The sequence below is a fragment of the Collinsella sp. AF20-14LB genome (assembly GCF_003459505.1).
Lineage (GTDB): Bacteria > Actinomycetota > Coriobacteriia > Coriobacteriales > Coriobacteriaceae > Collinsella.
In genome coordinates this window covers 1-23,313 of sequence record NZ_QRWD01000025.1, presented here as the reverse complement: position 1 = coordinate 23,313, position 23,313 = coordinate 1, and the positions used below count along the sequence as shown (strand labels likewise).

Below are 23,313 nucleotides of genomic sequence, written 5' to 3'. Positions count from 1 at the left end.
GCGATGTCGTGGGACTCCTGCTCCCTGATGTACTTGGCGATCGTCGCCTCGTTCAGGCCGACGGTGGACACGTAGTAGCCCTCCGCCCAGAACTTCCTGTTGCCGAACTTGTACTTGAGGTTGGCGTGCCTGTCGAATATCATCAGCGAGCTCTTCCCCTTCAGGTAGCCCATGACGCTCGCGACGCTGTACTTCGGCGGGATCGCCAGCAGCACGTGCACGTGGTCGGGCATCAGGTGCCCCTCGATTATCTCGATCCCCTTGTACTCGCACAGCTTCCTGAGGATCTCCCCTATGTCGCTCCTGATTTGGTTGTAGATCACTTTGCGCCTATACTTCGGCGTGAACACGATGTGGTACTTGCACATCCACTTCGCGTGGGAAAGGCTGTAGGCCTTCTGGGCCATGGCGACCACCCCTTCGACTCGAATTCTTGACGGCCTGAACAATCGTCAATATCGGTCGGAGGGGTGGCTTTGTAAAGCCGTTTGTCTCCACCCGCGTAGCGGGTGGTTTAAAGCTGGGCGCTGCGCGGCCAGCAGACTAAAGTCTTGAAATAAAGGGATAAGGCCATACGGCCCTATCCCTTTTTGCTAACTAAAGCAGCTCGTGCGCTACTCGCGGCACAGGTGCACGGCGAAGCCGGCGAACTCGCGCTTAAAGTACACGAGCTTGGTGCTACCGTCGGGCAGCAGCGCGCGCGACTCCTCGTTGACCTCGAGCCCGCGCTCGGCAAACCACTTCTCGGCCGCATCGATGTCGTTGACGGCAAAGCCAATGTGGCCCTTGGTGCCACGACCGTTCTGCTTCATAACCTCGACCAGCGAATCGTTAAAGTACGAAACCGGGGTCTCGATAACGGGCAGGCCCATCATCGTCGAGAACAGCTCCGCGATCTCCAAGGCGTCTGCCGGGTCGGCGGCGTTAATGCCCACATGGGCAACGCGCATACCAAAGAGCTCTACCGGATTGGCGTTCTGCTCACTCATGCAGGCAGCGCCTACTGAGCCATGACGTCAAGAACGGCCTTCTCGGCAGCGACGCGGTTCATGCCGGTCATGAAGGGCACGCCGCTCACGTACGGGCAGGTGAGGCCCTCGGGGGCAACGGTGGTGGCGATCAGCAGGTCGGCGCCCTCGTCGCAAGCGTCCTTGGCCTCAGAGATGGCGCACTGCACGATCTCATACTTGCCGGCATAACCGTTGGCGTCGAGCAGGGTGGCGACCTTCTGGGCAACGAGCGTGGAAGTAGCAGCGCCAGCACCGCAAGCCAAAACGATTTTCTTCATAGGTAATGTCTCCCTTCATGGTTTACTTTAGGTAAGTGTACCGCAGCGAGCGATGGCACTCGGCCTCGATGAGCTTTTATGCCAGTTTGCTTGCGCGCTGCGTATAATACATCCAGTACGTGTTGTCAAACCGCTCGCTTTATGAGCGACTAAGGACCCTAATATGCCCGATTCCCGCACACTCTGGACCGCCGTCGTTATCATCTGTATCGCCGTGTCGGTGTTCTTTAGCGTCAAAAAACGCACCACGTTTAAACGCCTGCAGCAGCTCATGGCCGCTAAGCAGTGGGACGAGTTCGATCGCTTGCTCGACGGCAAACTCACCAGCATGCTGTACCCGCGCTACAACCGCGACTACCTGCGCCTGAACTCCTATCTGCTGCGCGAGGACCACAAGCGCGCCAGCGAGATGTTCGACCTGCTGCTGGGACTCAACCTGCCCAAGATGCAGCGCGTCGACCTGGTCATTAAGGCCTTTAACTACTATGTTGGCCAGGAGGACCGCAAAAAGTCCAAAGAGCTGTTGCGCGAGATCAAGGGCTTTGAGGGCGGTCAAGCCGAGGCGGTTGCACACGAGTGTCAGCTGATGTACGACACGATGATCCTCAAGCGCCACAACGACATTCCCGAGTTGGAGCGCATACTCGAGGATGTCGGCGACGACCCGGTCAAGCGCTGCCGCCTGGAGTACCTGCTGGCCCTGCAGTACCAAAACAAGGGCGACGAGGCAAAGTATACCGAGTACTTGGAAATGTCGGGTCAGCACTCGATGGCCGTCAACGCGTAACGGACGGCTTGTGCTAGACTTCTAGTCTCACGGGGGCGTGGCGGAATTGGCATACGCAGGAGACTTAAAATCTCTCGCCGCAAGGATTGTGGGTTCGAGTCCCACCGCCCCTACCACGTATTGTTTACGGGCCCGTATCCCTTTGGGATGCGGGCCCGTTTCTTTTAGATGCCGTCAACTGCAGGGCAGCTAATTTGGGACGTGGCTTTTTTGACTACTTTTTTCCACTCACCCAATGAGTTTCCTCACACATTTTTCGATGGAAAAACGTGGTTATTTCGCACATTTTCCGATGGAAAAACGTGGTTGTCTCACACATTTTCCGATGGAAACGCCCAAATGGCCTTATACTAGCCGAGAGGGTTGGGAGGCAATATGCAACGACAGCTTATGAGTGAACTTATCGCTTGGAAATCAAGGGCGAATCGCAAACCTCTCTTGCTTAAGGGAGCCCGCCAGACAGGAAAGACTTGGCTTCTTAACGAATTCGCAAGCCAGCAGTATCGAAACGTCATTCGTTTTGACTTTATGCTCGAGCCGAGCACACGCTCGCTGTTCGATGGGGACCTCGACCCCAAGCGCATCATCTCCCAGATAGAGCTCCTACGTGGCCAAACCGTAACGCCGACAGACACGCTCATCATCTTCGACGAGATCCAAGAGGCGCCACGCGGGATCACCTCGCTCAAGTACTTCAACGAGCTTGCACCCGAATACCACATCGTAGCAGCCGGTTCCTATATGGGCCTCGCGCTCCGACGCGAAAACGAGTCATTTCCCGTCGGCAAAATCGACCAGCTCACCATGCGTCCCATGGGGTTTGCCGAGTTCGTTCGCGCCGTCGACGGCAACCCGCTCGCCGACGCCATCCTTGCCGCAGACATGAACCTTCTAGCAAACGTCACCGAAAAGCTCGTGCACTTGCTCAAGGAATACCTTGTTGTCGGTGGTATGCCCGAAGTTGTCTCCGCTTTCGCCGAGACACGCGACTTCATTGAAGCCCGAAGGCTTCAGCAGCAAATCATCGAGGCTTACGAATCCGATTTTGGCAAACATGCACCCGCCCGCATCGTCGAGCGCATGAGGTTGGTTTGGAAATCCCTTCCCGGCCAGCTTGCCAAGGAGAACAAGAAGTTTGTCTATGGCGCCCTTCGCCCCGGAGCGCGCGCACGCGATTTTGAGGAAAGCCTCCAGTGGCTCACGGACTACGGAATCGTTCATAAGGTGCCACGTGTTTCCGCTCTAAAGACACCGCTCTCGAGCTACGAAGACCTCTCGGGCTTCAAACTGTTCTGCATCGACACCGGCATCCTCGGAGCGCTCTCCGGTCTCTCTCCGGCCATCGTTCTTAACGGATCCGCTGTTTTTACCGAGTTCAAAGGTTCGCTGACCGAACAATACGTCGCGCAGGAGCTTTTGCTCCAGGACAAAACTCCCGTGTATTGGTCCTCTACCTCTGGCAATGCCGAAACCGACTTTGCCATCGACCATGCGGGAACCGTGCTCCCGCTTGAGGTCAAGGCGGCAGAGAACCTTAAAGCGAAGAGTCTGAAAATAGCCTGCGAAAAATTCAAACTCGAGCGTTGCGTGAGGAGCTCCCTGGCGGCATATAGAGACGAGGGCACGCTCGTCAATATTCCGCTTTGGGAAATTGGGCAAATCGACAAACTGGCATAAAGGCTGCGGAGGCGCTCAACAAGGACTGTCCCCAGGTGCCGACGGAAAAGAAACATCCCTAGGTGCCGGCTGTTGAGTTGCGGTGGAATAGGGACTGTTTGGGGCCCGAAAGGGCGATTTTAGTCCGCATTTCACCGCAACTCAGAGGAAGACGGTTAAAGAGCACTCAGGCTCGGGGTCCAGGCGATGGTGGGAGTCGCGCCGTCGAGAACCTCGTTAATGGTGGCGGCCATGCCGGCAAGCAGGCTGTTCTCGCTTACGGTGAGCGTGTCGTAGCCGCCGGCTCGCATAAGCTCGCGAATCACCACGGCACCAGCCAAGATCACGCCCGCGCGTTTGGGCTGTACACCCGGTAGCGCGGCGATGCCTTCCGCGTCCAACACAGACATGCGCTCGATAGCGGCCGAGACCTGCTCCAGCGACAGCTCGCGTAGGTGCACAAAGCTCGAATCGTACGGTTCCAGCTCGTGGACCAGAGCCACCAGCGTAGTCACCGTGCCGCCCACCGCGACTAAGCGTTCGGCGCGCTCAAAGTCGACAGGCAGGCCCTCAAAATAGGCGGCGAACTGCTCGCCTGCCCACGCGGCAGCGGCAGCAAGCTCGCCATCCGCGGGCGGCAACGCAGAGAAAAAGCGCTCCGTCACGCGACGGCAACCGATGTCCAGCGAGCGCGTTCCCTCCAGCGCAAAGACGCCGCGCTCCGGAGCGTATACGCCCGTCGCGAGTTCCGTGGACCCGCCGCCCGAATCCGCGACGATGATGCGCTCGCCGGCAAAGTCGTGCGCCACGCCAAAAAACGTCAGGCGCGCCTCGACCTCGCCCGGAATCACCTGTGGTTTGAGCCCCAACTCGCGCAGGCCGTCCAGCAGCAGCGCGGCATTGGAGGCATCGCGCGCGGCGCTCGTGCACGTGGTGCAGATGCACGCGGCCCCAAAGGCACGGGCCTCGTCCACAAACATGCGGCACGCAGCGAGCACGCGCTCAACGGCCGCCTCGCAAAAGCGCCCCGTCGCGTCCACGCCCTCGCCCAAGTCGGTAATCTCAGTATGCTTGGACGATTTCACGATCGCCCCGCCCTCGACCTGGGCCAACACCAGTCGCGACGACACCGTTCCCAGGTCAATCGCCGCCACCTTATATCGTTTGCAATGCGTCATTGCAGGCTCCCCTCCGGGCGCTATTTGCCGTTGGACACGACCGTCTGGCCCTCGACGCCGTTAAATCCAAACAGCATATCGAACGCCTGGATGTACCACGGCGCGTCCTTGCCGACTTTTTCGATCTCTTTGGCTACTTCGCTGGCCTTCTTGGCGTTCGAGGATTTTTTGCTCGACGACGAATCCGAATCCTCGTCCAGACCCTGCACTTCAATCCTCTTCTCGCCGGGCATCACCAGGCCCAGGTCCTCGGATGCCGCGTCCTTGATACCCTCCTCCGAGAGCAGCTTGTCGACGCTTTTTTGCAGCTCATCATTGTATTGCTGACGAATCTCGACCTGCTTGGCCAAGATATCGCTCGAACGCTTTGCCACGTACAGATCGCGCACGGGGAAATACAGGCTCACGAGCACCAGGGCAACGACAATGCCAACAAACAGCCCTCGCTGGGGACCGTGGGTAAAGTCGTAGATTGCCTTGACCACCGCGTTATCGTTGGCGTAATGCATGAAGTCCGAGCCCGAAAGACGGCTCGAGGGCCTGGACGACTTTTCGTGCGCTTGAGCCGAGGGACGCTGGGCATGCGTCGAGTGTGGCGGGCGGCCCGTCGACGTATTCATTTGAGCACGGGGGTGTGAGGCACTTGCCGGACGCTGTGCGCGGCGATCGACGCCGGCGTAGTCGGACCCGCCGAGCTGCACGGTAGGTGCGCGGCGAGACGACGGCTCGCGCGAACCGGCGGAATAATACCTGTTGTCGTAAATCTGATCCATGTGCGCCTTGTGCGGTTGAGGTTTGTTTGCGCTAAGTATTCTAGTTATAGCACGAGCACACGCAACGCCTTCGGCGGCCTTTGCTCGACATAAAAAAGGCGCTGAGCCATATGGCCCAGCGCCCAATGGTGCTCAACAGCGCCCGGCTGGAGCAAGGCGAATCCGAGTCTTCCCCGCCCCCGCACACGCCGCTGCCTAGCGAATGTTGTAGAACGCGGCCTTGCCGGCGTAGCGCGCGCTGCCCTCAAGCTCGTCCTCGATGCGGATGAGCTGGTTGTACTTGGCGATACGGTCGCTGCGGCACGGGGCGCCCGACTTGATCTGACCGGCGTTAACACCCACGACCAGGTCGGCGATCGTGGAGTCCTCGGTCTCACCGGAACGGTGGCTCACGATGCAAGCGTAGCCGGCCTCCTTGGCAGTCTCGATGGCCTCGAGCGACTCGGTGAGCGTGCCGATCTGGTTGACCTTGACCAGGATCGCGTTGGCGGCACCCAGCTCGATGCCCTTCTTGAGGCGCTCGGTGTTAGTGACGAACAGGTCGTCGCCCACCAGCTGCACCTTGTTGCCAATGCGGCGGGTAAGCTCGACCCAGCCGTCCCAGTCCTCCTCGGCCATGCCGTCCTCGATGGAGATGATGGGATAGGTGTCGACGAGCTTCTCCCAGTAATCAACCATCTGGGCGCTCGTGTACTCCACGCCCTCGCCCTTGAGCTCGTACATGCCGGTCTCGGCGTTGTAGAACTCGGTCGAGGCCGGGTCCATGGCGTACATGAAGTCAACGCCGGGCTTAAAGCCAGCCTTCTCGACGGCCTTGGTGATGTACTCGAACGGCTCGGCATTGGTCTTGAGGTTGGGCGCAAAGCCGCCCTCGTCGCCCACGCCGCCGCCAAGGCCGGCCTCGTGCAACACGCCCTTGAGGGTGTGGTAGACCTCGGCGCACCAGCGCAGGCCCTCGGCAAAGCTCGGAGCACCCACGGGCATGATCATGAACTCCTGGAAGTCAACGTTGTTGTCGGCATGCACGCCGCCGTTGAGGATATTCATCATAGGCGTGGGCAGCAGGTGAGCGTTGACGCCGCCCAGGTACTGGTACAGCGACAGGCCCGCCGACTCGGCAGCGGCGCGGGCGACGGCCAGCGACACGCCCAGGATGGCGTTGGCACCGAGCTTGGTCTTGTTGGGGGTACCGTCCGCGGCAATCAGCGCGGCATCGACGGCGCGCTGGTCGAAGGCGTCGAGGCCCACGACGGCGTTAGCGCACTCGTTATTGACGTGCTCGACGGCCTGCGAAACGCCCTTGCCCAGATAGCGGCCCTTGTCGCCGTCGCGCAGCTCACATGCCTCAAAGGCGCCGGTCGAAGCACCCGAAGGCACCATTGCGCGGCCAAAGCTGCCGTCCTCGAGCACGACCTCGACCTCGACGGTGGGATTGCCGCGGCTGTCGAGCACCTCGCGACCGTAGACGTCCAAAATATCGCTCATGTTGTCTCCCTCTCACTTGGAAACGGGTTGAATGCTTGGCGACACGGCTTGCACGCTACAGCGGCGCGCAGGTTCATAAGTTAGCCTTATCGCACTTTTTGCATTATGCCCTAAGTTAGCCAAGGGATACAATCTTTTTAAAAATAATAGGGGCGATGGGACAAGTCCGTCCCGTCGCCCCCGCAGTCTTACTCCTCTGCCTTTGCGGCATCCCAGAGGTCATTGAGGCCGTGGGTCGAAAGCTCGGCCAGATCCACGTGGGCGTCGGCCGCCATCTGCTCCATCGCGGCCCAGCGGCGGCGGAACTTTGCCGTACTGGCACGCAGGGCGCTCTCGGCGTCAATTCCCTCCTTGCGCGCAACGTTGACCAGGGCAAAGAGCAGGTCGCCAAACTCCATCTCGCGCTCGGGCGAGCCGGGAGCCTCGGCCTCAAACTCGGCACGCTCCTCAGCGACCTCGTCCCACACGTCCTGGACCGTCTCCCACTCAAAGCCCACGGCCGCTGCCTTGCGCGACACCTTCTGAGCCTGCATCAGCGCCGGCAGGTGCGCGGGCACGCCGTCGAGCAGGCCCTCGGGCGCAGCCTCACCCGCTGCCACGGCCTTGTCCTTGGCAGCCTTCTCGGCAAGCTTGACCTCGTCCCAGATCTTGAGTACCTCGTCGGGGCTGTCGGCATTCGCATCGCCAAACACGTGCGGGTGGCGGCGGATGAGTTTGGCGTCGATATCGCGTGCCACATCGGCCAGCGTAAACTCACCGGCGTCCGCCGCAATCTGCGCATGCAGTACGACCTGCATGAGCACGTCGCCCAGCTCCTCGCGCAAATGCGCCACGTCGTCCGCCTCGATGCAATCGAGCGCCTCGTAGGCTTCCTCGATCATGTTCTTGCCGATGCTCTGATGCGTCTGTTCGCGGTCCCACGGACAGCCATCGGGCTGACGCAGACGCCAGATGGTCTGCACCAAATGCTGCAGCTCGGCCGACGCGTCGACCAGCGTGGACAGGTCGCGCGAACCCTCGGCATTTTGCTGAGCCATATGCTGCGCCATGGTTATTCCTCCTCCAGAATCACGTGACGGAACGCGCCGCCCTCGTAGATACCGTAGCTGTGCGTACCGTCCTTGGGAATGCTCACGCTGCCGGGGTTGAAGAGCCACAGGCCCGGGTGCGCCTCGCTTGCCTCGTTAACCTTGATGTGCGTGTGGCCGTAGACGAGCGCGGAGCCCTCGGGCAGCGCGGGCGCGTGGTCGACGCTGTTGTGCATGCCGGCGCCAAAGACGCGGCCGTGTGTCAGGAACAGCTCGCGGCCGGCCTCGTCGAACAGCGTGGCGTAGTCGGCCATGACGGGGAAGTCGAGGACCATCTGGTCGACCTCGGCGTCGCAGTTGCCGCGCACCGCGATGATGCGGTCGGCCAGGGCGTTGAGCAGCGGAATCACACGCTTGGGGGCGTAGTCGCGCGGCAGGTCGTTGCGCGGGCCGTGGTAGAGCAGGTCGCCCAGCAGCACGATGCGGTCGGGCTGCTCGGATTCGATGGCGGAGCAGAGGCGCTCGGTCCAGTATGCCGAGCCGTGGATATCGGAGGCGATGAGGTATTTCATGGTGGTCCTTTCGGGTGGGGTTGATGGGAGCTGAATACGGGGTCCGGCGGATGTGGAGCCCATCTACCGTGTTACTCGAATCGCAGTGCCGAGGCTTGTGCCGCCTGCATCACGCGCTGGAGCGGCACGTTGTGCTCGCGGGCAAGACGGGCGCAATCCTCGTACTCGGGAGCCGCGCGCTCGCTGCCGTCGGGCAGGGTGGCTACTTTGACGGCCACCTCTCCCCAAGGCGTCGCTACCTGCTCAAAACGACGCGGCAGGCAGACGCGTTCCATCACCTGGCGACGAACGGCGTTGGTCGTGGTCTCCAAAAAGATAATCGTCTGTAGGCGCTCGATATCCTCGTGCGAGCAGATCACCTGCAACTGCCATCCGGGGCGGCCCTTTTTGCAGTAGAGGGACAGCCAGTGCACCTCGCGGGCGCCGGCCTCGCGCAGGCGGTCAGCGGCGTAGGCGAGCACCTCGGGCGACGCGTCATCGATGTCGCACTCCAGCTTGACGATAGTTTCGGGCGCATCGGTCTCGCGAGACAGCGGGGATGTGCTATCGCATTGCATACGGTCCGGATCCTTTCCGCGCGGGCTCGTTTTGTTCACCCAAACGCTAGCACATCGGACGTGGCGCAGGCGTGACTTTCGTCCGTCGCCGCCCTCGCCCCTATCTAAACGTGTACGTCAGCCTCCAAACATGTCATTTTTTGTCGGTTTTGGAGGCTGACGTACACGTTTTGGAGCGAGGCCGCACACGATCAGAATTGCGCCCGCACTCCGTCCACCACAAAGTTCGCCGCACTCAACAATTTTGGACTTTCTACGCAGTTCATCGACCAAAAATTACCCTCGGCATACTTACCCGCTGCACGATGTTACTCTAGTTGCATTTGGCTAACTAAGCGGCTGCCGAGGACCCCACCCGGCACCGTTACGGCATAGGAGGTTTCATGTTCGAGAAGCGGCTCTTCTCCCTGGTTCCGCAGGCAACGCCCTACATTATGGCAAGCGTCCTGTTTAAGTGGATCGCGCTCATGGCAAACATCACGGTGATGTGGGTGCTTGCGCGCATCTTGGGCGGCATCGTCACGGACGGCCTTTCCGCCGCACTCGCCGTCGATGCCCTCGCACAGGCGGCCTTGCCGCTCGCCGCCGCCATCATCGTGCGCGCCGCCTCCATCTACCTGGCCCAACGCGCCGGCGACAAGGCCGCGTTCGAGGCCGTCCGCCGCGTGCGCTCACTCGTCTACGACAAGCTCACCGCACTCGGCCCCTCCTACACCGAGACCGTCCCCACCGCCGAGGCCGTCCAGACCAGCGTCGAGGGCGCCACGCAACTCCAGGTGTACTTTGGCGGCTACCTGCCGCAGCTCTTCTTTGCCGGCTTGGCGCCCATCACGCTGTTTGTGCTGCTCGTGGGCCAGGCGGGTTTTCCCGCCGCGCTGCTGCTCGCCTGCGTTCCGGTCATTCCCGTCTCCATTATGATGGTCATGCGCAACGCCAAAAAGATCGGTGCCGAGTACTGGGGCAGCTATGTCGATCTTGGCGGCATGTTCCTGGAAGCCGTGCAGGGTCTCACTACCCTTAAGGTCTACCAGGCCGATCGCAGTTGGCACGAGCGTATCAACGCCGAGTCCGAGCGTTTCCGCGCAGCGACCATGCGCCTGCTGGTGATGCAGCTGCGTTCCATTTGCGTTATGGACCTGGTCGTCTACATGGGCGCCGCGCTCGGCATTATCGTAACCGCGCTGCAGCTCGCCACGGGCAAGATTGGCTTTGAGGCGGCCTTTCTCATCGTCTTTCTGTCGCAGGAGTTCTTTTTGCCAATGCGCCGCCTGGGATCGCTGTTCCACACGGCCATGAACGGCATGGCCGCCTCGCGCCGCATGTTTGGCATTTTGGATACGCCCGAGCCCGAGCGCGGCGATGTCGAGCTTGACGGTCGCGGCGATGTCGAGCTCGCGGGCGTGAGTTATGCATACGGCGACCGCACGGTGCTGGACAGCGCCAGCGCGACCATTGCACACGGCTCGCTCGTGGCACTCGTGGGCGAAAGTGGCGGCGGCAAGTCCACGCTCGCGGGGATCATCGCGGGCCGCAAGGGTGCCTACCGTGGCAGCGTTCGCATCGGCGGCGTCGAGCTGCGCGACGCCACGGCCGCCTCACTCATGCGCGCCGTCACCCTGGTGCCCATCAACGGTTACCTGTTTGCCGGCACCCTGCGCGACAGCCTGCTGCTCGCCCAGCCCAGCGCCACCGATACCGAGCTTTTGCGCGCACTCGACCGCACGCGCGTGGCGGCCTTTGTGCAGGCCAACGGCGGGCTCGACATGGTGATTAACGAGGGCGGCACCAACCTTTCGGGCGGTCAGCGCCAGCGCGTGTGCATGGCCCGCGCCCTGCTGCACGACTCGCCGATCTATGTGTTTGACGAGGCTACGAGCAACGTCGATGCCGCAAGCGAGGCCGCGATCGGCGAGGTCATCGCGTCGCTTGCCGGCGGGCACACTGTAATTGTGGTGGCACACCGCCTGTCGACGATCGTGGACGCCGATCAGATCCTGGTGCTGGAACGCGGCCGCATTGCCGAGCACGGGACTCACGGCGAGCTCTTGGCCGCCGCGGGCGCCTATGCGCGCATGTGGAACAGCCAGAAGCAGCTCTCGGCATATGCGTATGCAGAGGGTGATGCTGAGGATGCCGGCGCGGTTGAGGCTGTTGACGGCAGCGCCGCCTGTGCCGATGGCCTCAACGGTACTAGTTCGTCTTCCGCTGCCGCGGCGCCTGACTCCGGCCGCGCCCGTCGCTCGGCGCCGTCCATCATGTGGCGCATGATGGGGCTCGTCCGACCGCTTGCCGGCTGGCTTGTGCTAGCCGTCGCGCTGGGCAGCATCGGCATGCTCACCGCCGCGTTCGTGCCGGCCTTTGGCGCCCTTGGCCTTATGGCCGCGCTGGGCCGCAACGCCTTGGGGCTTGGTCTTATCGCAGCATGCGCGGCCTGCGCCGCCTGCGGCATCGCGCGCGGGCCGCTCCACTACGGCGAGCAGCTCTGCAACCATTACATCGCATTCCGTCTGCTCGCACACATTCGCGACCTGGTGTTTGGCGCCCTGCGCCAGCTCGCCCCCGCCAAGCTCGAGGGCCGCGGCAAGGGCGAGCTCGTGAGCCTGGTCACCTCGGATATCGAGCTGCTCGAGGTCTTCTACGCGCACACCATCTCGCCCATTGCCATAGCTCTGGTCTGCACCGTTGTGTTTGAGGGCTTTTTGCTGGCTGTGAGCCCCGAGCTCGCGGGCATCGCGCTCGTGGCCTACGCGGTCCTGGGCGTGCTGCTGCCCCTGACCTCGGCCAAGGCATGCGGCACCACCGGCCGCCAGAGCCGCGAGGGCGCCGGTAAGCTGGGCGCCTTTGTACTCGACAGTCTGCGCGGCGCGGGCGAGACCATCCAGTTTGCCGGTGGCACCGATCGCAGCCGTGCCCTGGGCAAGCTGACCGAGCAAGTCGGCGCCGTGGACGCGCGCCTCAAGCGCCGCCAGGCGGTCAGCGAGGCCGTAGCCGATGCGCTTATTCTTGTGGCTAATCTGGTGATGCTCGGGCGTGCGCTGCAGCTGGTGGCTGCGGGAACGATTGACTTTGCCGCAGCGTTTGTCGCCGTCTTTACCTTTGTGTCGTCGTTTGGCTCGGTGATGGCCGTGAGCCGCCTGGGCGCCTCACTGCAGGAGACGCTCGCCTCGGGCGCACGCGTGCTCGATTTGCTCGACGAGCAGCCCCAGTGCGCCGAGGTCGCCGATGGACAGAACGTTGAGTTTGCCGGCGCCGCAGCCGAGCATGTGAGCTTTAGCTATGTGGGCGGCGTGGACGCGGGCGGTGCGGGCGCCACAGAGCAGGTCGCGAACGACACCGCTGCGAGTCTCATCCTCGACGACGTGACCTGCACCTTTGCGCCCGGTACCATGACCTGCATCATGGGGCGCTCGGGCTCGGGCAAGTCGACGCTGCTTAAGCTGCTCATGTGTTTTTGGGACCCCGCAGCTGGCACCATCACGGTGAGCGGCGTCGATGCCCGCCACATCAACACGGCGAGCCTGCGCAGCCACGAGGCCTATATGACCCAGGACACACATCTGTTCTGCGGCACCGTACGCGAGAATCTGCTGGTTGCGCACGCCAGCGCCACCGATGCCGAGCTGCTCGACGCTTGCCGCTCCGCTTCGCTTACCGCCCTCATCGACCGCCTGCCGCAGGGTCTCGACACGCCCGTTGCCGAGCTGGGCGACTCGCTTTCGGGCGGCGAGCGCCAGCGCATCGGCCTTGCGCGCATCTTCCTCAACGACGCGCCTTTCATCTTGCTCGACGAGCCCACCAGCGCACTTGACGCTCTCAACGAGGCAGCCGTAATGCAGGCCGTTGACGAGCTCAAGCGCCGCGGCAAGACCATTGTGCTCGTAAGCCACCGTGCCAGCACCTGCGCGTTTGCCGATTTCTCGCTTTCGGTCGAGCACGGGAGGCTGAGCTAATGGCGCGCACCGCCGACACGCCGGAGCTGGCGCGCAAACGTGCACGCGAGGCCCAGATGGTGTCGCAGATGATTGCACTGTGGTGCCGCGGGCATCATGGCGGCGGGCATGCGGTCGAACAGGCTGGCAACGATGAGTCCGTGCGCGTGAAGCTCGGCCTTCGGACCATTACGCTCTGCCCTGAATGCGCCGAGCTGCAGAAATACGCCATCGCGCGCATTGAGCACTGCCCGCACATGGGCACCAAGACATTTTGCTCGGCCTGTCCTTCGCATTGCTACCGGCCTGCCATGCGCGAGAAGATCCGCGAGGTCATGCGCTGGTCAGGACCGCGTATGATCCGCTATCGTCCCGTCACCGCCGTGCGGCACGCGATTATAACCGTGCAGTCCAAACGAGCGGCGACACGAAACAAGTAGTCGCCGGCGCCGGCACGCGCCGCCTGCCCTTTCCAGTCGGTTTCGACTTGCAGCGTTCCCGCCGCGCCGAGGCTGCGCCATTACAATGGAACGGATTCGCCAAATGCAAAGGAGTCGCCATGTCCGCCTGCCCGCTGGTCGATTGCCATACCCACACCTCGTTTTCGGATGGCCATGCCTCGTTTGAGGACAACGTCCGCGCCGCTGCTGCGGCCGGCTGCCGCGTCATGGTCTCGACTGACCACCTCACCCTGCCCGCCAGCATGGACGCCAACTGCGAAGTGCAGGTTGTCGAGGACGACCTGACGGCGCATCGCCTGGCATTTGAGGACGCCCGCAAGCTTGCCGCGCAAATCGCGCCGGAGCTCGAGCTTATCTATGGCTTTGAATGCGATTGGTACGAGGGCTGCGAGCCCTTGGAAGAGCACTGGTCCCAGGGCGCCGTCGTACGTCTGGGCAGCGTGCACTGGATTGGCAACCCGGGCGATATTGCGGCAGGCGCCGCGGGCACGGCAGGGACAGAGGACGTCGCGCGCCCCGATACACCCGATTCCCTTTGCGGTTGGATCGACGACGATACCAACCTGCATGTTTGGGAAAACTTAGGCGTGCGCGGCGTGTGGGAGTGCTACGTCGACGACTGGTGCCGTGCTTGCGAAAGCTCACTCAACTTTGACGCGATGGCCCATCCCGACCTGGTCATGCGCTTTTCGAAGGACGGCTTTGCACCCGACTTTGACCCCGCGCCGTTTTGGGAGCAGATGGCCGAATGCGCCCACGATACGGGTCGCCGCGTTGAGGTCTCGACCGCCGCACCGCGCAAGGGGCTCGACGATTACTACCCCGCGACCGGGCTGTTGCGCCGCTTCGCCCATGCCGAGGTGCCCATCACCTTTGGCTCGGACGCGCACCGCGCCTGCGACATCTGCTGGAACATCCGCGAGACCCAGGCCCACGCCTACGACTGCGGCTACCGGGCCTTCGATATCCCCCACCCCACCGGCGAATGGGAATCCACGCCCCTCGCCTAACTAGTCGTTTAAGAACGTCCCCAATGACTAGTGGCGGCGGGCGTTGAGTTCGCCGGCCAGTTCGTCGAGGGTGATGCCGTAGCGCTCGAGCGTCACGAGCAGGTGGTAGATCAGGTCGCCGGCCTCGTAGCGGATGTGATCGTGGTCGTTATCCTTGCAGGCCATGATCACCTCGCTCGCCTCCTCGGCAAGCTTCTTGAGAAGCTCGTCCTCGACGTCGGTCAGCAGACGCGCGGTATAGCTCTCCTGCGGCGATGCGTCGCGACGACCGTGAATCACCTCGGCCAGTCCCGTCAGCGTCTCACCGATGTTTCCCGGCTGCACGTTAGCTGTTCTGACTCCCATGGTTATTTCCTCTCGTTACTGCAGCGTAAAGTAATTACCGGTCTCATCGAACCGAGGCTTTGCGCCCTTTTTCTCAAAGAACTCAACGATGACGGCATGGGCCTCATCGAGCCTTTCCTTCTCGGCCTCGAGCCAAAGCGACTGCGCCCCGCAGGCATCGGTCAGGTGCACGCGGCACGGCACGCCCACGCGGAGGAGCTCGGCGTTGCAGTCAGCGACTTCGAACGGCGTCACGACCTTCATCGTGTTTCCCCCTTTACGTGCTTAAAGAAGCAGGTACGGTTGCCGGTATGGCAGGCAGGACCCGGCGAGTCAACCTTGACCAGCAGCGTATCGCTATCGCAGTCGGCCCAGAGCTCCTTGACCTCCTGCATATTGCCGCTCGTCGCGCCCTTGTTCCAGAGCTCCTGGCGGCTGCGGCTCCAAAACCACGTGGTACCGGTCTTGAGCGTCAGCCCCACCGATTCCTCGTTCATCCAAGCAACCATAAGCACCTCACCGGTGTCATACTGCTGAACCACACAAGGAATCAGCCCACGGTCGTCGTATTTGAGCTCTGCCGCGGTTGTCACTTGCTCCATTTAGAAGTCCAATCTCACAGGTATTCCCTGGCTGGCCATGTATTCTTTGACTTCGCGAATGCTGAAGGTCCCAAAGTGAAAGACACTTGCTGCCAGCACGGCATCGGCTTCGCCCTCGATCACGCCCTCGGCAAAATGCTCGAGCGTGCCCACGCCGCCGCTTGCGATCACCGGGATCGGCACCGCGCGCGCCACGGCGCGGGTGAGTGCCAGGTCGAAGCCAGCCTTGGTGCCGTCGCGATCCATGCTGGTGAGCAAGATCTCACCGGCGCCGCGACGAGCCGCTTCCTCGGCCCACGCCACCGCATCGATACCCGTGGCGTTACGGCCGCCCGCGGTAAAGACCTCCCACTTGTCGGCTCCCGGCTCACCGGGCAGACCAACACGCTTGGCATCGATCGCCACGACCACGGCCTGGCTGCCAAATGCAGCAGCAGCTTGGCTGACCAGCGACGGATCGCGCACGGCAGCAGAGTTGAGCGACACCTTATCGGCACCGGCAGCCACCATGGTTCGCATGCCCGCCAGGTCACGAAAACCGCCGCCCACGGTATAGGGAATGGCCAGCTCCTCGGCCGCATGCGCCGCCATCTCAATGGTCGTCGCACGGTTGTCGCTCGTCGCAGTGATGTCCAGGAACACGACTTCGTCCGCGCCCTCGCGGTCGTAGACGCGCGCCAGCTCCACCGGATCGCCCGCATCGCGCAGGCTCACAAAGTTGACGCCCTTGACCACGCGGCCGTCCTTAACGTCCAGACAGGGAATCACACGCTTGGTAAGCATGGGTTACTCCTCCCCTCGGGCGGCGGCGAGCGCCTGTACCAGCGTAAAGTTGCCCTCGTAGAGTGCGCGACCGGTGATCGCACCCTCAATAGCATCCTCACCCACCGCGGCAAGCGCGCAGATATCGTCGAGTGTCGAGATGCCACCCGAAGCCACGACGGGAAAACCCGCGACCTCGGCCACATGGCGATACGCCGCCACGTCGATGCCCGTCTGCATGCCATCGCGCGCGATGTCGGTGTACACCAAATGCTTAAAGCCCAACTCGGAAAGCTGCGCCACCGCATCATCGAGCGCCACGCCCGCGCCATCGCGCCAGCCGTTCACCTTGACCTGGCCGTCACGGGCGGCGATGTCTGCCACCAGCAGCTCGCCAAAGCCTTTGGCCGCCACCTCGGCAAAACCCGGCTCGGTCACCAGCACGGTGCCCAGTGCGATGCGGCGTGCGCCGTAGCCGGCCAACTCGTCGATGCGCGCGAGCGAGCGGACGCCGCCGCCCACGTCCACAGACAGACCGTCGATGCCGCAGATAGCCTTGATCGCCGTCGAGTTGGCAGCGCATGCGTCCTCATCCTCGCCAAAGGCAGCGGACAGATCGACGACGTGCACCCAGCTTGCACCTTGCTCGGCAAACGAGCGGGCAACGGCCACGGGGTCGTCGGAATATACCTTGCAGCGGCTGCGATCGCCGCGCTCCAAGCGCACGACCTTGCCGCCGATCAGATCGATTGCGGGGAACAGGATCATCGGCCGGCCTCCTCGACGATGTTGACGAAGTTCTTAAGGATGCGCTGTCCCAGCGCGGAGGATTTCTCGGGATGGAACTGGCAGCCCCACACGTTGCCGTGGCGCACGATGCACGGGAAGCTCCGCGTGTAGTGCGTGCGCGCCAGAACATCGGCGGCATCGACATCGTCGGCCACCGCATAGCTGTGGGTGAAGTACATGTTGGCGCCCTCGGCAAAACCGGCGAGCAACGGATCGGCCGCGCCGGCGGGCGTCATGTGCACCTGGTCCCAGCCCACGTGCGGCACCTTCAGGCGACTCGATTCCAAGCGCGTGCACGAGCCGCGCATAATGCCCAGGCCATCGACCCAAGGACCGCCGGCCTGCTCGGAGGCATCGTCGTCCGCGCCCTCGTCCGCCGGCACGCCCTCGTCGCCGCGTTCAAAAAACAGCTGAAGGCCCAGGCAGATGCCGAGCAGAGGAGTTCCGGCGGCAACGGCGTCAAGCACGGCCGCCTCCTCGCCGCTCTGGCGCATAAAGGCGATCGCGTCATAGAACGCACCCACGCCCGGGATGACCAGGCCGTCGGCGTTGCGGATCTGCTCCGGATCGTCCGATGTGCAGGCAGCGGCACCGGCGCGCGCAAGCCCGCGCACGACGCTCGACAAGTTGCCCTTGTGGTAGTCGACCACCACGATCTTCGGTTCGCCCACGCGACCCTCCTTTTTCCATCATCCAATACCACCACAAAGGGGACAGGCACCTTTGTGGTGGTTTCTGCCTATATGGCGGTTACAGTGAGCCCTTGGTGCTGGGGATTCCTTGGACGCGGGGATCAAGCTCGCAGGCGTGGCGCATCGTGCGTCCCACGGCCTTAAAGGCTGCCTCGATAATGTGATGCGAGTTGCCGCCCGCCAGCTCGCGCACATGCAGCGTGAGCTTAGCATCGCGCGCAAAGGCATAGAAGAACTCGACGGCCAGCTCGGTATCAAAGCTGCCCACGCGCTCGGTCGGCACGGGCAGATCGCAATAGGCCTGCCCGCGACCCGAGATATCAACGGCGGCCATCACGAGCGTCTCGTCCATGGCAATCGCCGCATCGGCAAAGCGCGTAATGCCCGCCTTGTCACCCAGTGCCTGGCAAAACGCCTCGCCCAGCACAATGCCCGTGTCCTCGACGGTGTGGTGCGCGTCGACCTCCACATCGCCCATCGCATGTACCGTCAAATCGAACAGGCCATGGCGGCCAAAGGCGTTGAGCATGTGGTCGAAAAACGGCACGCCGGTCGAGATATCGCACACGCCGGATCCGTCCAGATCGAGCCTAACGACAATGTCGGTCTCGCCCGTCTTGCGGGTCACCTCGACATAACGGCCCATCTACATCTCCTCCTTCACCAGCGCGGCAAACGCTGCCAGCACCTCGTCGTTTTCCTGCGGGGTACCCACGGTAATGCGCAGACAGTCCGCAAGCCCCGGCGCGTAGCTAAAGTCACGCACCAAAATCGAATACTCATCGCGCAGACGCTCGCGCACGCGCGTGGCGTGCGGCGTGCGCACGAGCACAAAGTTCGCCGCGCTCGGCCACGCCTCCACGGGCAGGCCCTCGGCAGCCATTGCGCGCAGGGCGCACAGCTCGCGCTCGCGCTCGGATACAACCTGTGCCACCACGGGCGCGTACGCATCGCGGGCACGCACGCAGGCAAGCGCCGCGGCTTGGCTCAGCACGCTGACTGAATAGATCTGGCGAATCGCCGCGAACACGTCAATAACCTCGGGTGACGCAATCACATAGCCCAGACGCGTGCCGGCGGCGCCGAACGCCTTGGACAGCGTATGCAGAATCACCAGGTTAGGATGCTCGGCGATAAGCCCTTGCGCCGTGGTGGCCGCGCCAAACGAATCGTCAGCAAACTCCACGTAGGCCTCGTCGACCATCACCATGCCGGGACACGCATCGCACAGAGCCGCGATAAAGTCGAGCGGCGCCACGTCGCCCGTGGGATTGTTGGGCGAGGTCACAATCGCCAGGTTGCACTCGGGCGCTGCCGCAAGCACGGCAGCCTGATCGAGCTCAAAGGTCACCGGATCGCGCCACACGTCGCGCACCTCGGTCTGGCAGAGCGACGCAAAGAACGCATACTCGCTAAAGCACGGCGGGCAGTTGAGCAGGGTCCGCCCCGCGCCGCCAAACGCCAACAGGTAGTTATAGAGCAGCTCGTCACCGCCATTGCCCACGCAGATGTTCTCGCGCGTCACGCCATGCCAAGCGGCCAGCTCGTCGCGCAGCTCGTTGGACATGGGATCGGGATAGCGGTTGAGCGGCGTGGCGGCGAGTGCCGCGTCGACCGCCTCGCGCACGCCAGCCGGCACGGGATAGGTGTTCTCGTTGGCCGAAAGGTTGATGCGCGTGGGCGTAAAGTTGGGATCGTAGGGCTCAATGCCGGCCAAGTAGGGCTGGACGAGTTCCTTCATGCGAGGCGTCAGCTCGGCCATATTAGGCCTCCCCGCCGGTCGCGTTAGCGCCATCCGCGCCCGCAGCCGCCAAGTCCACACCCTCGGCGACCGTCGCCGCGGCGTCGCCCGGCCAGGCAACCTTGGTCAGGTCGGCCGCCGCCAGCGACTCGGCGCTCACGGAATCCTCGCCCTGTTCCAGCACGCGACGACGCAGGGCGGCAGAAAGCGCGTGCGCCCACAGGCCCTCGGCCTCGGCCAAACGCTGCGTAGCGGGAGCGTCGGAGAGCAGGCCCTCGGGCGTATAGCAGATAACGCTTGAGCGCTTAACGAACTCCTCCACCGAAAGCGGGTTGGAGAACATGGCCGTGCCGCCGGTCGGCAGCGTGTGATTGGGGCCGGCAACGTAATCGCCGAGCGGCTCGGAGCTCCAAGCGCCCACAAAGATGGCGCCGGCGTTGCGAATGCCGCCAAGCAGGCCCATTGCATCCTTGCAGTGCAGCTCCAGGTGCTCGGGCGCCACGGTGTTCACGGCCTCGACGGCGGCAGCCATATCGGCGGCCACCACGATGGTGCCCTCGTTGTCGAGCGAGGCGCGCGTGATCTCGGCACGCGGCGACTGCGCCACCAGAATGTCGACACCCGCCTCGACCTCGCGCGCAAACTGCTCGTCGCAGGTCACCAGATAGCAGGCGGCCAGCGGATCGTGCTCGGCCTGGGCCATCAGGTCGGCCGCGACCACCATGGGTTTGGCCGTGGCATCGGCCAGCACGCAAACCTCGGAGGGGCCGGCGACCATGTCGACGCCCACGTCGCCCGAGACAATCTGCTTGGCCGCGGCGACAAAGGCGTTGCCCGGGCCGGTGATTTTGTCGACGCGCGGAATGGTCTCGGTACCGTATGCCAGCGCGGCCACGGCCTGGGCGCCGCCCACCATATAGATTTCGTCCACGCCGCCGAGCTTGGCCGCGGCGAGCGTATAGGGGCTGATCAGGCCGTCCTTTTGCGGCGGCGTCACCATGACCACGCGCTTGACGCCGGCCACCTTGGCAGGAATGGCGTTCATGAGCACGGTGGAGGGATACTGCGCGCGACCGCCCGGCACGTAGATGCCGGCCGCGGCGAGCGGAGTCACCTTAACGCCGAGCATCGTGCCGTCTGGACGCGTGGTAAACCAGCCCTGCTCGACCTCGCGCTGGTGAAACTCGCGAATCTGGCGCGCAGCCTTCTCGAGCGCGGCGACAAAGGCCGGGTCGAGGCCTTCGAGCGCAGCATCGATCTGCTCTTGCGGCAGACGAAAGCTTTGCAGCTCGACACCGTCAAAACGCTGGCAGTAATCGCGCACCGCAGCATCGCCGTTGGCACGCACGTTGGCCACGATATCGCGGGCGGCGTCGACGATGTTTTGCGGCAGCACACCCTTGCGGTTGAGCTGGTTGGTAACGAGGCGCTCACCGGGAGCAAGCTTGATGGTCTTCATATCGGTATCCCCTATCGGTCGAGGTTGCGTTTGGAAAACGAGATGCCGGGCAGCGGCACCAATCGGCCCGCAGTCCGGATATGGGGGCGCCCGTGCGCGCTCGCGCTATTGTGCCGAGCCCGCGACGGGCTCAAAATGCTTGTCCTTCACGGCAGCCGCCAGGCGATCGGCCAGGTTGCGAACGCGCGGATCCAGGCGCGCGGCACCCGGGTTGACGAAGAAGCGGGCCGTGCAGTCCATAATGCGGCCGGTGATGACCAGGTCGTTGTCGTGCAGCGTGGCGCCCGTGGCGGTGATATCCACGATGCGATCGGTCATACCGACGATGGGTCCCAGCTCGATGTTGCCGTGCAGCGAAACAATGTCGGCGTTCACGCCGCGCTCGGCATACCAGGCACTCGCGATGCGCGGGTACTTGGTTGCCACGCGAAGCGAACCGCGGCGGGCATAGTTGCGCTCGGCCTGACCGGCGCGCCAAGCGGGCTCAGCCTCAATAAAGGTGCACAGGCCGTAACCCAAATCGACCAGCTGCAGCAGGTTGAGGTCGGCCTCGATAAGCGAATCCCAGCCGCAGATGCCGCAATCGGCCCCACCGCAGCCCACAAAAGCGGGCGCATCGCTGGGGCGCACGATGACAAACTCGATATCGCCGACCGCGCCCTCGCCGGCACGCGTATCGCGGCCGCGCACGATCAGGTGACGGCCGGGGTCGCGCAGCTCGGAGACGTCCAGGCCCGCGGCCTCGAGCACGTCGAGCGTGTCGGCCTTAAGCGAGCCCTTGGGAACGGCGATGCGCAGCGGACCCTCGGCACCACGGCCCGCGGCGTGGTCGCCGTCGGAAGCGGCGTCCTCAGCCGAAGTGTGCGCGGCCTCCAGACGCTCGAGCGAAAAGGCAAATCCCGCCGCCGGTACCTCGATGCCATCGCCGAACGCGCCGGTAAAGATGGAGTCGTAGCGACCGCCCGAACCCACCGGATCGGGCAGGCCACCGGCATAGGCCTTAAAGACCAGGCCCGTGTAGTAATAAAAAGAGTTCATGATGGAGAAGTCGAAGGACAGCACCTGGGCGTCCTCGGGAGCCAGGCCCTCGACCAGGGCACGCAGCTCGCGCGTCAGCGGCGCGACGATACCGGCAGCTTCCAGCAGCGCATCCACACGGTCGAGTATCTCGGCACCGCCGTGCAAGCGCGGCAGCTCGCTAATGGCGGCCTTGACGGCCTCGGGCTCGGCGCTTGCCGCCACGCGGGCATCGAGGCCCACAAAGTCATTGGCGTGCACGCAGCGCAGGGCCTCGGCAGCCAGCTCGCGATCCTCGCACGCCGCGAGCAGCTCCTTAAAAGGACGCACGCTACCTGCGATAATGCGCGCATCGGGCAACGCCAGCTTGCGCACGGCCTCGGCTACCAGCGAGACAATCTCGACATCGCCCGCGGCGTCGCCCGCACCGATGAGCTCAAAGCCCAGCTGCGTAAACTGACGCGAGCCGCCGGCATTGCGCTGGCACTCGCGAACCACCGGCGCCTCGTAGCGCAGGCGCAGGGGCAGGTCGGCCGCGCGCATGCGGGTCGAAACCAAGCGCACGATCGGCAACGTGTTGTCGGGACGGACCACCAGCAAACGCCCATCATCGTCAAAGAGCTTAAACGGCGTGTCCGCAATGCGGCCACCTTCCTCGAGCGAACCCTTGTCCTCGAGCAGCGGCGTCTCAACCGGCAGGTAATGATGCTCCCTAAAGCAGCCCTTCACCGTACATGCGATCTCCTCGCGTGCCTGAGCCTCCTCGGGCAATATGTCCCGGAATCCCCACGGTGTGGCCGTCATCTGGTGAGCCTCCTCATGCTGTGTTTCATATAGAACAGAAGACCGGCATAGCTCCGCCGGTCTTCTGGGTACTTTAGCATACTAGAGTGCTTGCGGGGAAATTCGTCTCCCTCGGCTCACAGCGTATTCATTTAGAAACATAGGGGCGGGCCCTCAGCTCAATCTGGCGATTCCCCCAGCCCAGCAGGAAAGCGCGTCCCACTCCGAGCCGCAAGCCCGGGATGAACTTTCCGCCGAAGACACCCTGCGCCGACAGCAACGCAAAAAGGGCGCCCGCGCAAATGCGGACGCCCTTGTGTAGGGTCGAGATATCAACCAGCCAAGATATCGGACCTGCGACCAGCTCTTAGTAGTCGAACTGGTGGTAGTAGCGGCGGTACTTGAGGTTGTGCTTGGTGA

At 63.2% G+C, this 23,313-nt stretch carries 24 protein-coding genes and 1 tRNA gene; 6 read left to right on the top strand and 19 right to left on the bottom strand.

Features of this window, described 5'->3' with window-relative positions; genetic code table 11:
* From tnpA to DWX63_RS10450, 3 genes are all read right to left on the bottom strand, one after another.
* Window positions 1-407: IS200/IS605 family transposase (tnpA, locus tag DWX63_RS10460; RefSeq protein WP_117843664.1), on the bottom strand; the 407-nt coding region annotated here is incomplete at its 3' end.
* Window positions 408-614: 207 nt separating this feature from the next.
* A complete protein-coding gene (locus DWX63_RS10455; protein ID WP_117640416.1) occupies window positions 615-989 on the bottom strand; it encodes a VOC family protein in 375 nt (124 codons plus the stop codon).
* 11 nt (window positions 990-1,000) lie between these two features.
* Window positions 1,001-1,288, bottom strand: coding sequence for a PTS sugar transporter subunit IIB (locus DWX63_RS10450; protein WP_117843663.1), 288 nt, complete (start codon window positions 1,286-1,288; stop codon window positions 1,001-1,003).
* A gap of 163 nt (window positions 1,289-1,451) precedes the next feature.
* Here DWX63_RS10450 and DWX63_RS10445 point away from each other — a divergent pair, with 163 nt between their 5' ends.
* The 3 genes from DWX63_RS10445 (at window position 1,452) to DWX63_RS10435 (ending at window position 3,752) form a co-directional block, all read left to right on the top strand.
* On the top strand, window positions 1,452-2,075 hold the full coding sequence (locus DWX63_RS10445; protein WP_117843662.1) for a hypothetical protein: 624 nt from the start codon (window positions 1,452-1,454) through the stop codon (window positions 2,073-2,075).
* Window positions 2,076-2,106: 31 nt separating this feature from the next.
* Window positions 2,107-2,191, top strand: a tRNA-Leu gene (locus DWX63_RS10440).
* Window positions 2,192-2,513: 322 nt separating this feature from the next.
* Entirely contained in the window at window positions 2,514-3,752 is a 1,239-nt protein-coding gene (locus DWX63_RS10435) for an AAA family ATPase (RefSeq protein ID WP_233514537.1), read from the top strand.
* A gap of 155 nt (window positions 3,753-3,907) precedes the next feature.
* Here DWX63_RS10435 and DWX63_RS10430 read toward each other — a convergent pair whose 3' ends face one another.
* The 6 genes from DWX63_RS10430 to larC form a co-directional block, all read right to left on the bottom strand.
* Window positions 3,908-4,909: a hypothetical protein gene (locus tag DWX63_RS10430; RefSeq protein WP_117843660.1), complete on the bottom strand. Its 1,002-nt coding sequence runs from the start codon at window positions 4,907-4,909 to the stop codon at window positions 3,908-3,910.
* Window positions 4,910-4,929: 20 nt separating this feature from the next.
* Window positions 4,930-5,682, bottom strand: coding sequence for a hypothetical protein (locus DWX63_RS11545; protein ID WP_233514536.1), 753 nt, complete (start codon window positions 5,680-5,682; stop codon window positions 4,930-4,932).
* Between the two features lie 195 nt (window positions 5,683-5,877).
* Window positions 5,878-7,167: a phosphopyruvate hydratase gene (gene eno / locus DWX63_RS10420; RefSeq protein WP_117564903.1), complete on the bottom strand. Its 1,290-nt coding sequence runs from the start codon at window positions 7,165-7,167 to the stop codon at window positions 5,878-5,880.
* A 188-nt stretch (window positions 7,168-7,355) separates the two neighbouring features.
* On the bottom strand, window positions 7,356-8,216 hold the full coding sequence (gene mazG, locus DWX63_RS10415; protein ID WP_117843659.1) for a nucleoside triphosphate pyrophosphohydrolase: 861 nt from the start codon (window positions 8,214-8,216) through the stop codon (window positions 7,356-7,358).
* A gap of 2 nt (window positions 8,217-8,218) precedes the next feature.
* The gene (yfcE, locus tag DWX63_RS10410; RefSeq protein WP_117843658.1) at window positions 8,219-8,767 is read right to left on the bottom strand and encodes a phosphodiesterase; all 549 of its coding nucleotides are present in this window, start codon (window positions 8,765-8,767) and stop codon (window positions 8,219-8,221) included.
* Window positions 8,768-8,838: 71 nt separating this feature from the next.
* Window positions 8,839-9,324 carry a nickel insertion protein gene (gene larC / locus DWX63_RS10405; RefSeq protein ID WP_117843657.1) on the bottom strand — a complete coding sequence of 162 codons (486 nt, stop codon included), beginning with the start codon at window positions 9,322-9,324 and terminating at the stop codon, window positions 8,839-8,841.
* Window positions 9,325-9,707: 383 nt separating this feature from the next.
* Here larC and DWX63_RS10400 point away from each other — a divergent pair, with 383 nt between their 5' ends.
* From DWX63_RS10400 to DWX63_RS10390, 3 genes are all read left to right on the top strand, one after another.
* On the top strand, window positions 9,708-13,274 hold the full coding sequence (locus DWX63_RS10400) for an ATP-binding cassette domain-containing protein (protein WP_117843656.1): 3,567 nt from the start codon (window positions 9,708-9,710) through the stop codon (window positions 13,272-13,274).
* A complete protein-coding gene (locus tag DWX63_RS10395; protein ID WP_117843655.1) occupies window positions 13,274-13,693 on the top strand; it encodes a nitrous oxide-stimulated promoter family protein in 420 nt (139 codons plus the stop codon). Before DWX63_RS10400 ends, DWX63_RS10395 begins: the two co-directional genes overlap by 1 nt.
* 119 nt (window positions 13,694-13,812) lie before the next feature.
* Window positions 13,813-14,724 (top strand): PHP domain-containing protein, encoded by a 912-nt coding sequence (locus tag DWX63_RS10390; RefSeq protein ID WP_117843654.1) that lies wholly within the window; start codon window positions 13,813-13,815, stop codon window positions 14,722-14,724.
* 27 nt (window positions 14,725-14,751) lie between these two features.
* Here the strand turns inward: DWX63_RS10390 and hisE are convergent, their stop codons facing one another.
* The 10 genes from hisE to hisG all read right to left on the bottom strand — a co-directional run bounded on the left by hisE (window position 14,752) and on the right by hisG (window position 22,914).
* Complete coding sequence (gene hisE, locus DWX63_RS10385) at window positions 14,752-15,069, bottom strand: phosphoribosyl-ATP diphosphatase (RefSeq protein WP_117583614.1); 318 nt, start codon at window positions 15,067-15,069, stop codon at window positions 14,752-14,754.
* A 15-nt stretch (window positions 15,070-15,084) separates the two neighbouring features.
* Window positions 15,085-15,312, bottom strand: a complete 228-nt coding sequence (locus DWX63_RS10380; protein ID WP_117843653.1) for a hypothetical protein — start codon at window positions 15,310-15,312, stop codon at window positions 15,085-15,087.
* Window positions 15,309-15,650, bottom strand: coding sequence for a phosphoribosyl-AMP cyclohydrolase (gene hisI / locus DWX63_RS10375; RefSeq protein WP_117843652.1), 342 nt, complete (start codon window positions 15,648-15,650; stop codon window positions 15,309-15,311). Before hisI ends, DWX63_RS10380 begins: the two co-directional genes overlap by 4 nt.
* Entirely contained in the window at window positions 15,651-16,433 is a 783-nt protein-coding gene (gene hisF / locus DWX63_RS10370) for an imidazole glycerol phosphate synthase subunit HisF (RefSeq protein ID WP_117743684.1), read from the bottom strand. It lies immediately after the preceding gene.
* Between the two features lie 3 nt (window positions 16,434-16,436).
* Window positions 16,437-17,180 (bottom strand): HisA/HisF-related TIM barrel protein, encoded by a 744-nt coding sequence (locus DWX63_RS10365; protein WP_117843651.1) that lies wholly within the window; start codon window positions 17,178-17,180, stop codon window positions 16,437-16,439.
* Window positions 17,177-17,872 (bottom strand): imidazole glycerol phosphate synthase subunit HisH, encoded by a 696-nt coding sequence (locus DWX63_RS10360; RefSeq protein WP_117743682.1) that lies wholly within the window; start codon window positions 17,870-17,872, stop codon window positions 17,177-17,179. Before DWX63_RS10360 ends, DWX63_RS10365 begins: the two co-directional genes overlap by 4 nt.
* Window positions 17,873-17,951: 79 nt before the next feature.
* Window positions 17,952-18,539, bottom strand: a complete 588-nt coding sequence (hisB, locus tag DWX63_RS10355) for an imidazoleglycerol-phosphate dehydratase HisB (RefSeq protein ID WP_117635658.1) — start codon at window positions 18,537-18,539, stop codon at window positions 17,952-17,954.
* A complete protein-coding gene (gene hisC, locus DWX63_RS10350) occupies window positions 18,540-19,655 on the bottom strand; it encodes a histidinol-phosphate transaminase (RefSeq protein ID WP_199411194.1) in 1,116 nt (371 codons plus the stop codon).
* Between the two features lies 1 nt (window position 19,656).
* Window positions 19,657-21,093, bottom strand: coding sequence for a histidinol dehydrogenase (gene hisD, locus DWX63_RS10345; protein ID WP_117843650.1), 1,437 nt, complete (start codon window positions 21,091-21,093; stop codon window positions 19,657-19,659).
* A 105-nt stretch (window positions 21,094-21,198) separates the two neighbouring features.
* Window positions 21,199-22,914 carry an ATP phosphoribosyltransferase gene (gene hisG, locus DWX63_RS10340; RefSeq protein WP_117843649.1) on the bottom strand — a complete coding sequence of 572 codons (1,716 nt, stop codon included), beginning with the start codon at window positions 22,912-22,914 and terminating at the stop codon, window positions 21,199-21,201.
* Window positions 22,915-23,313 lie beyond the last annotated feature (399 nt).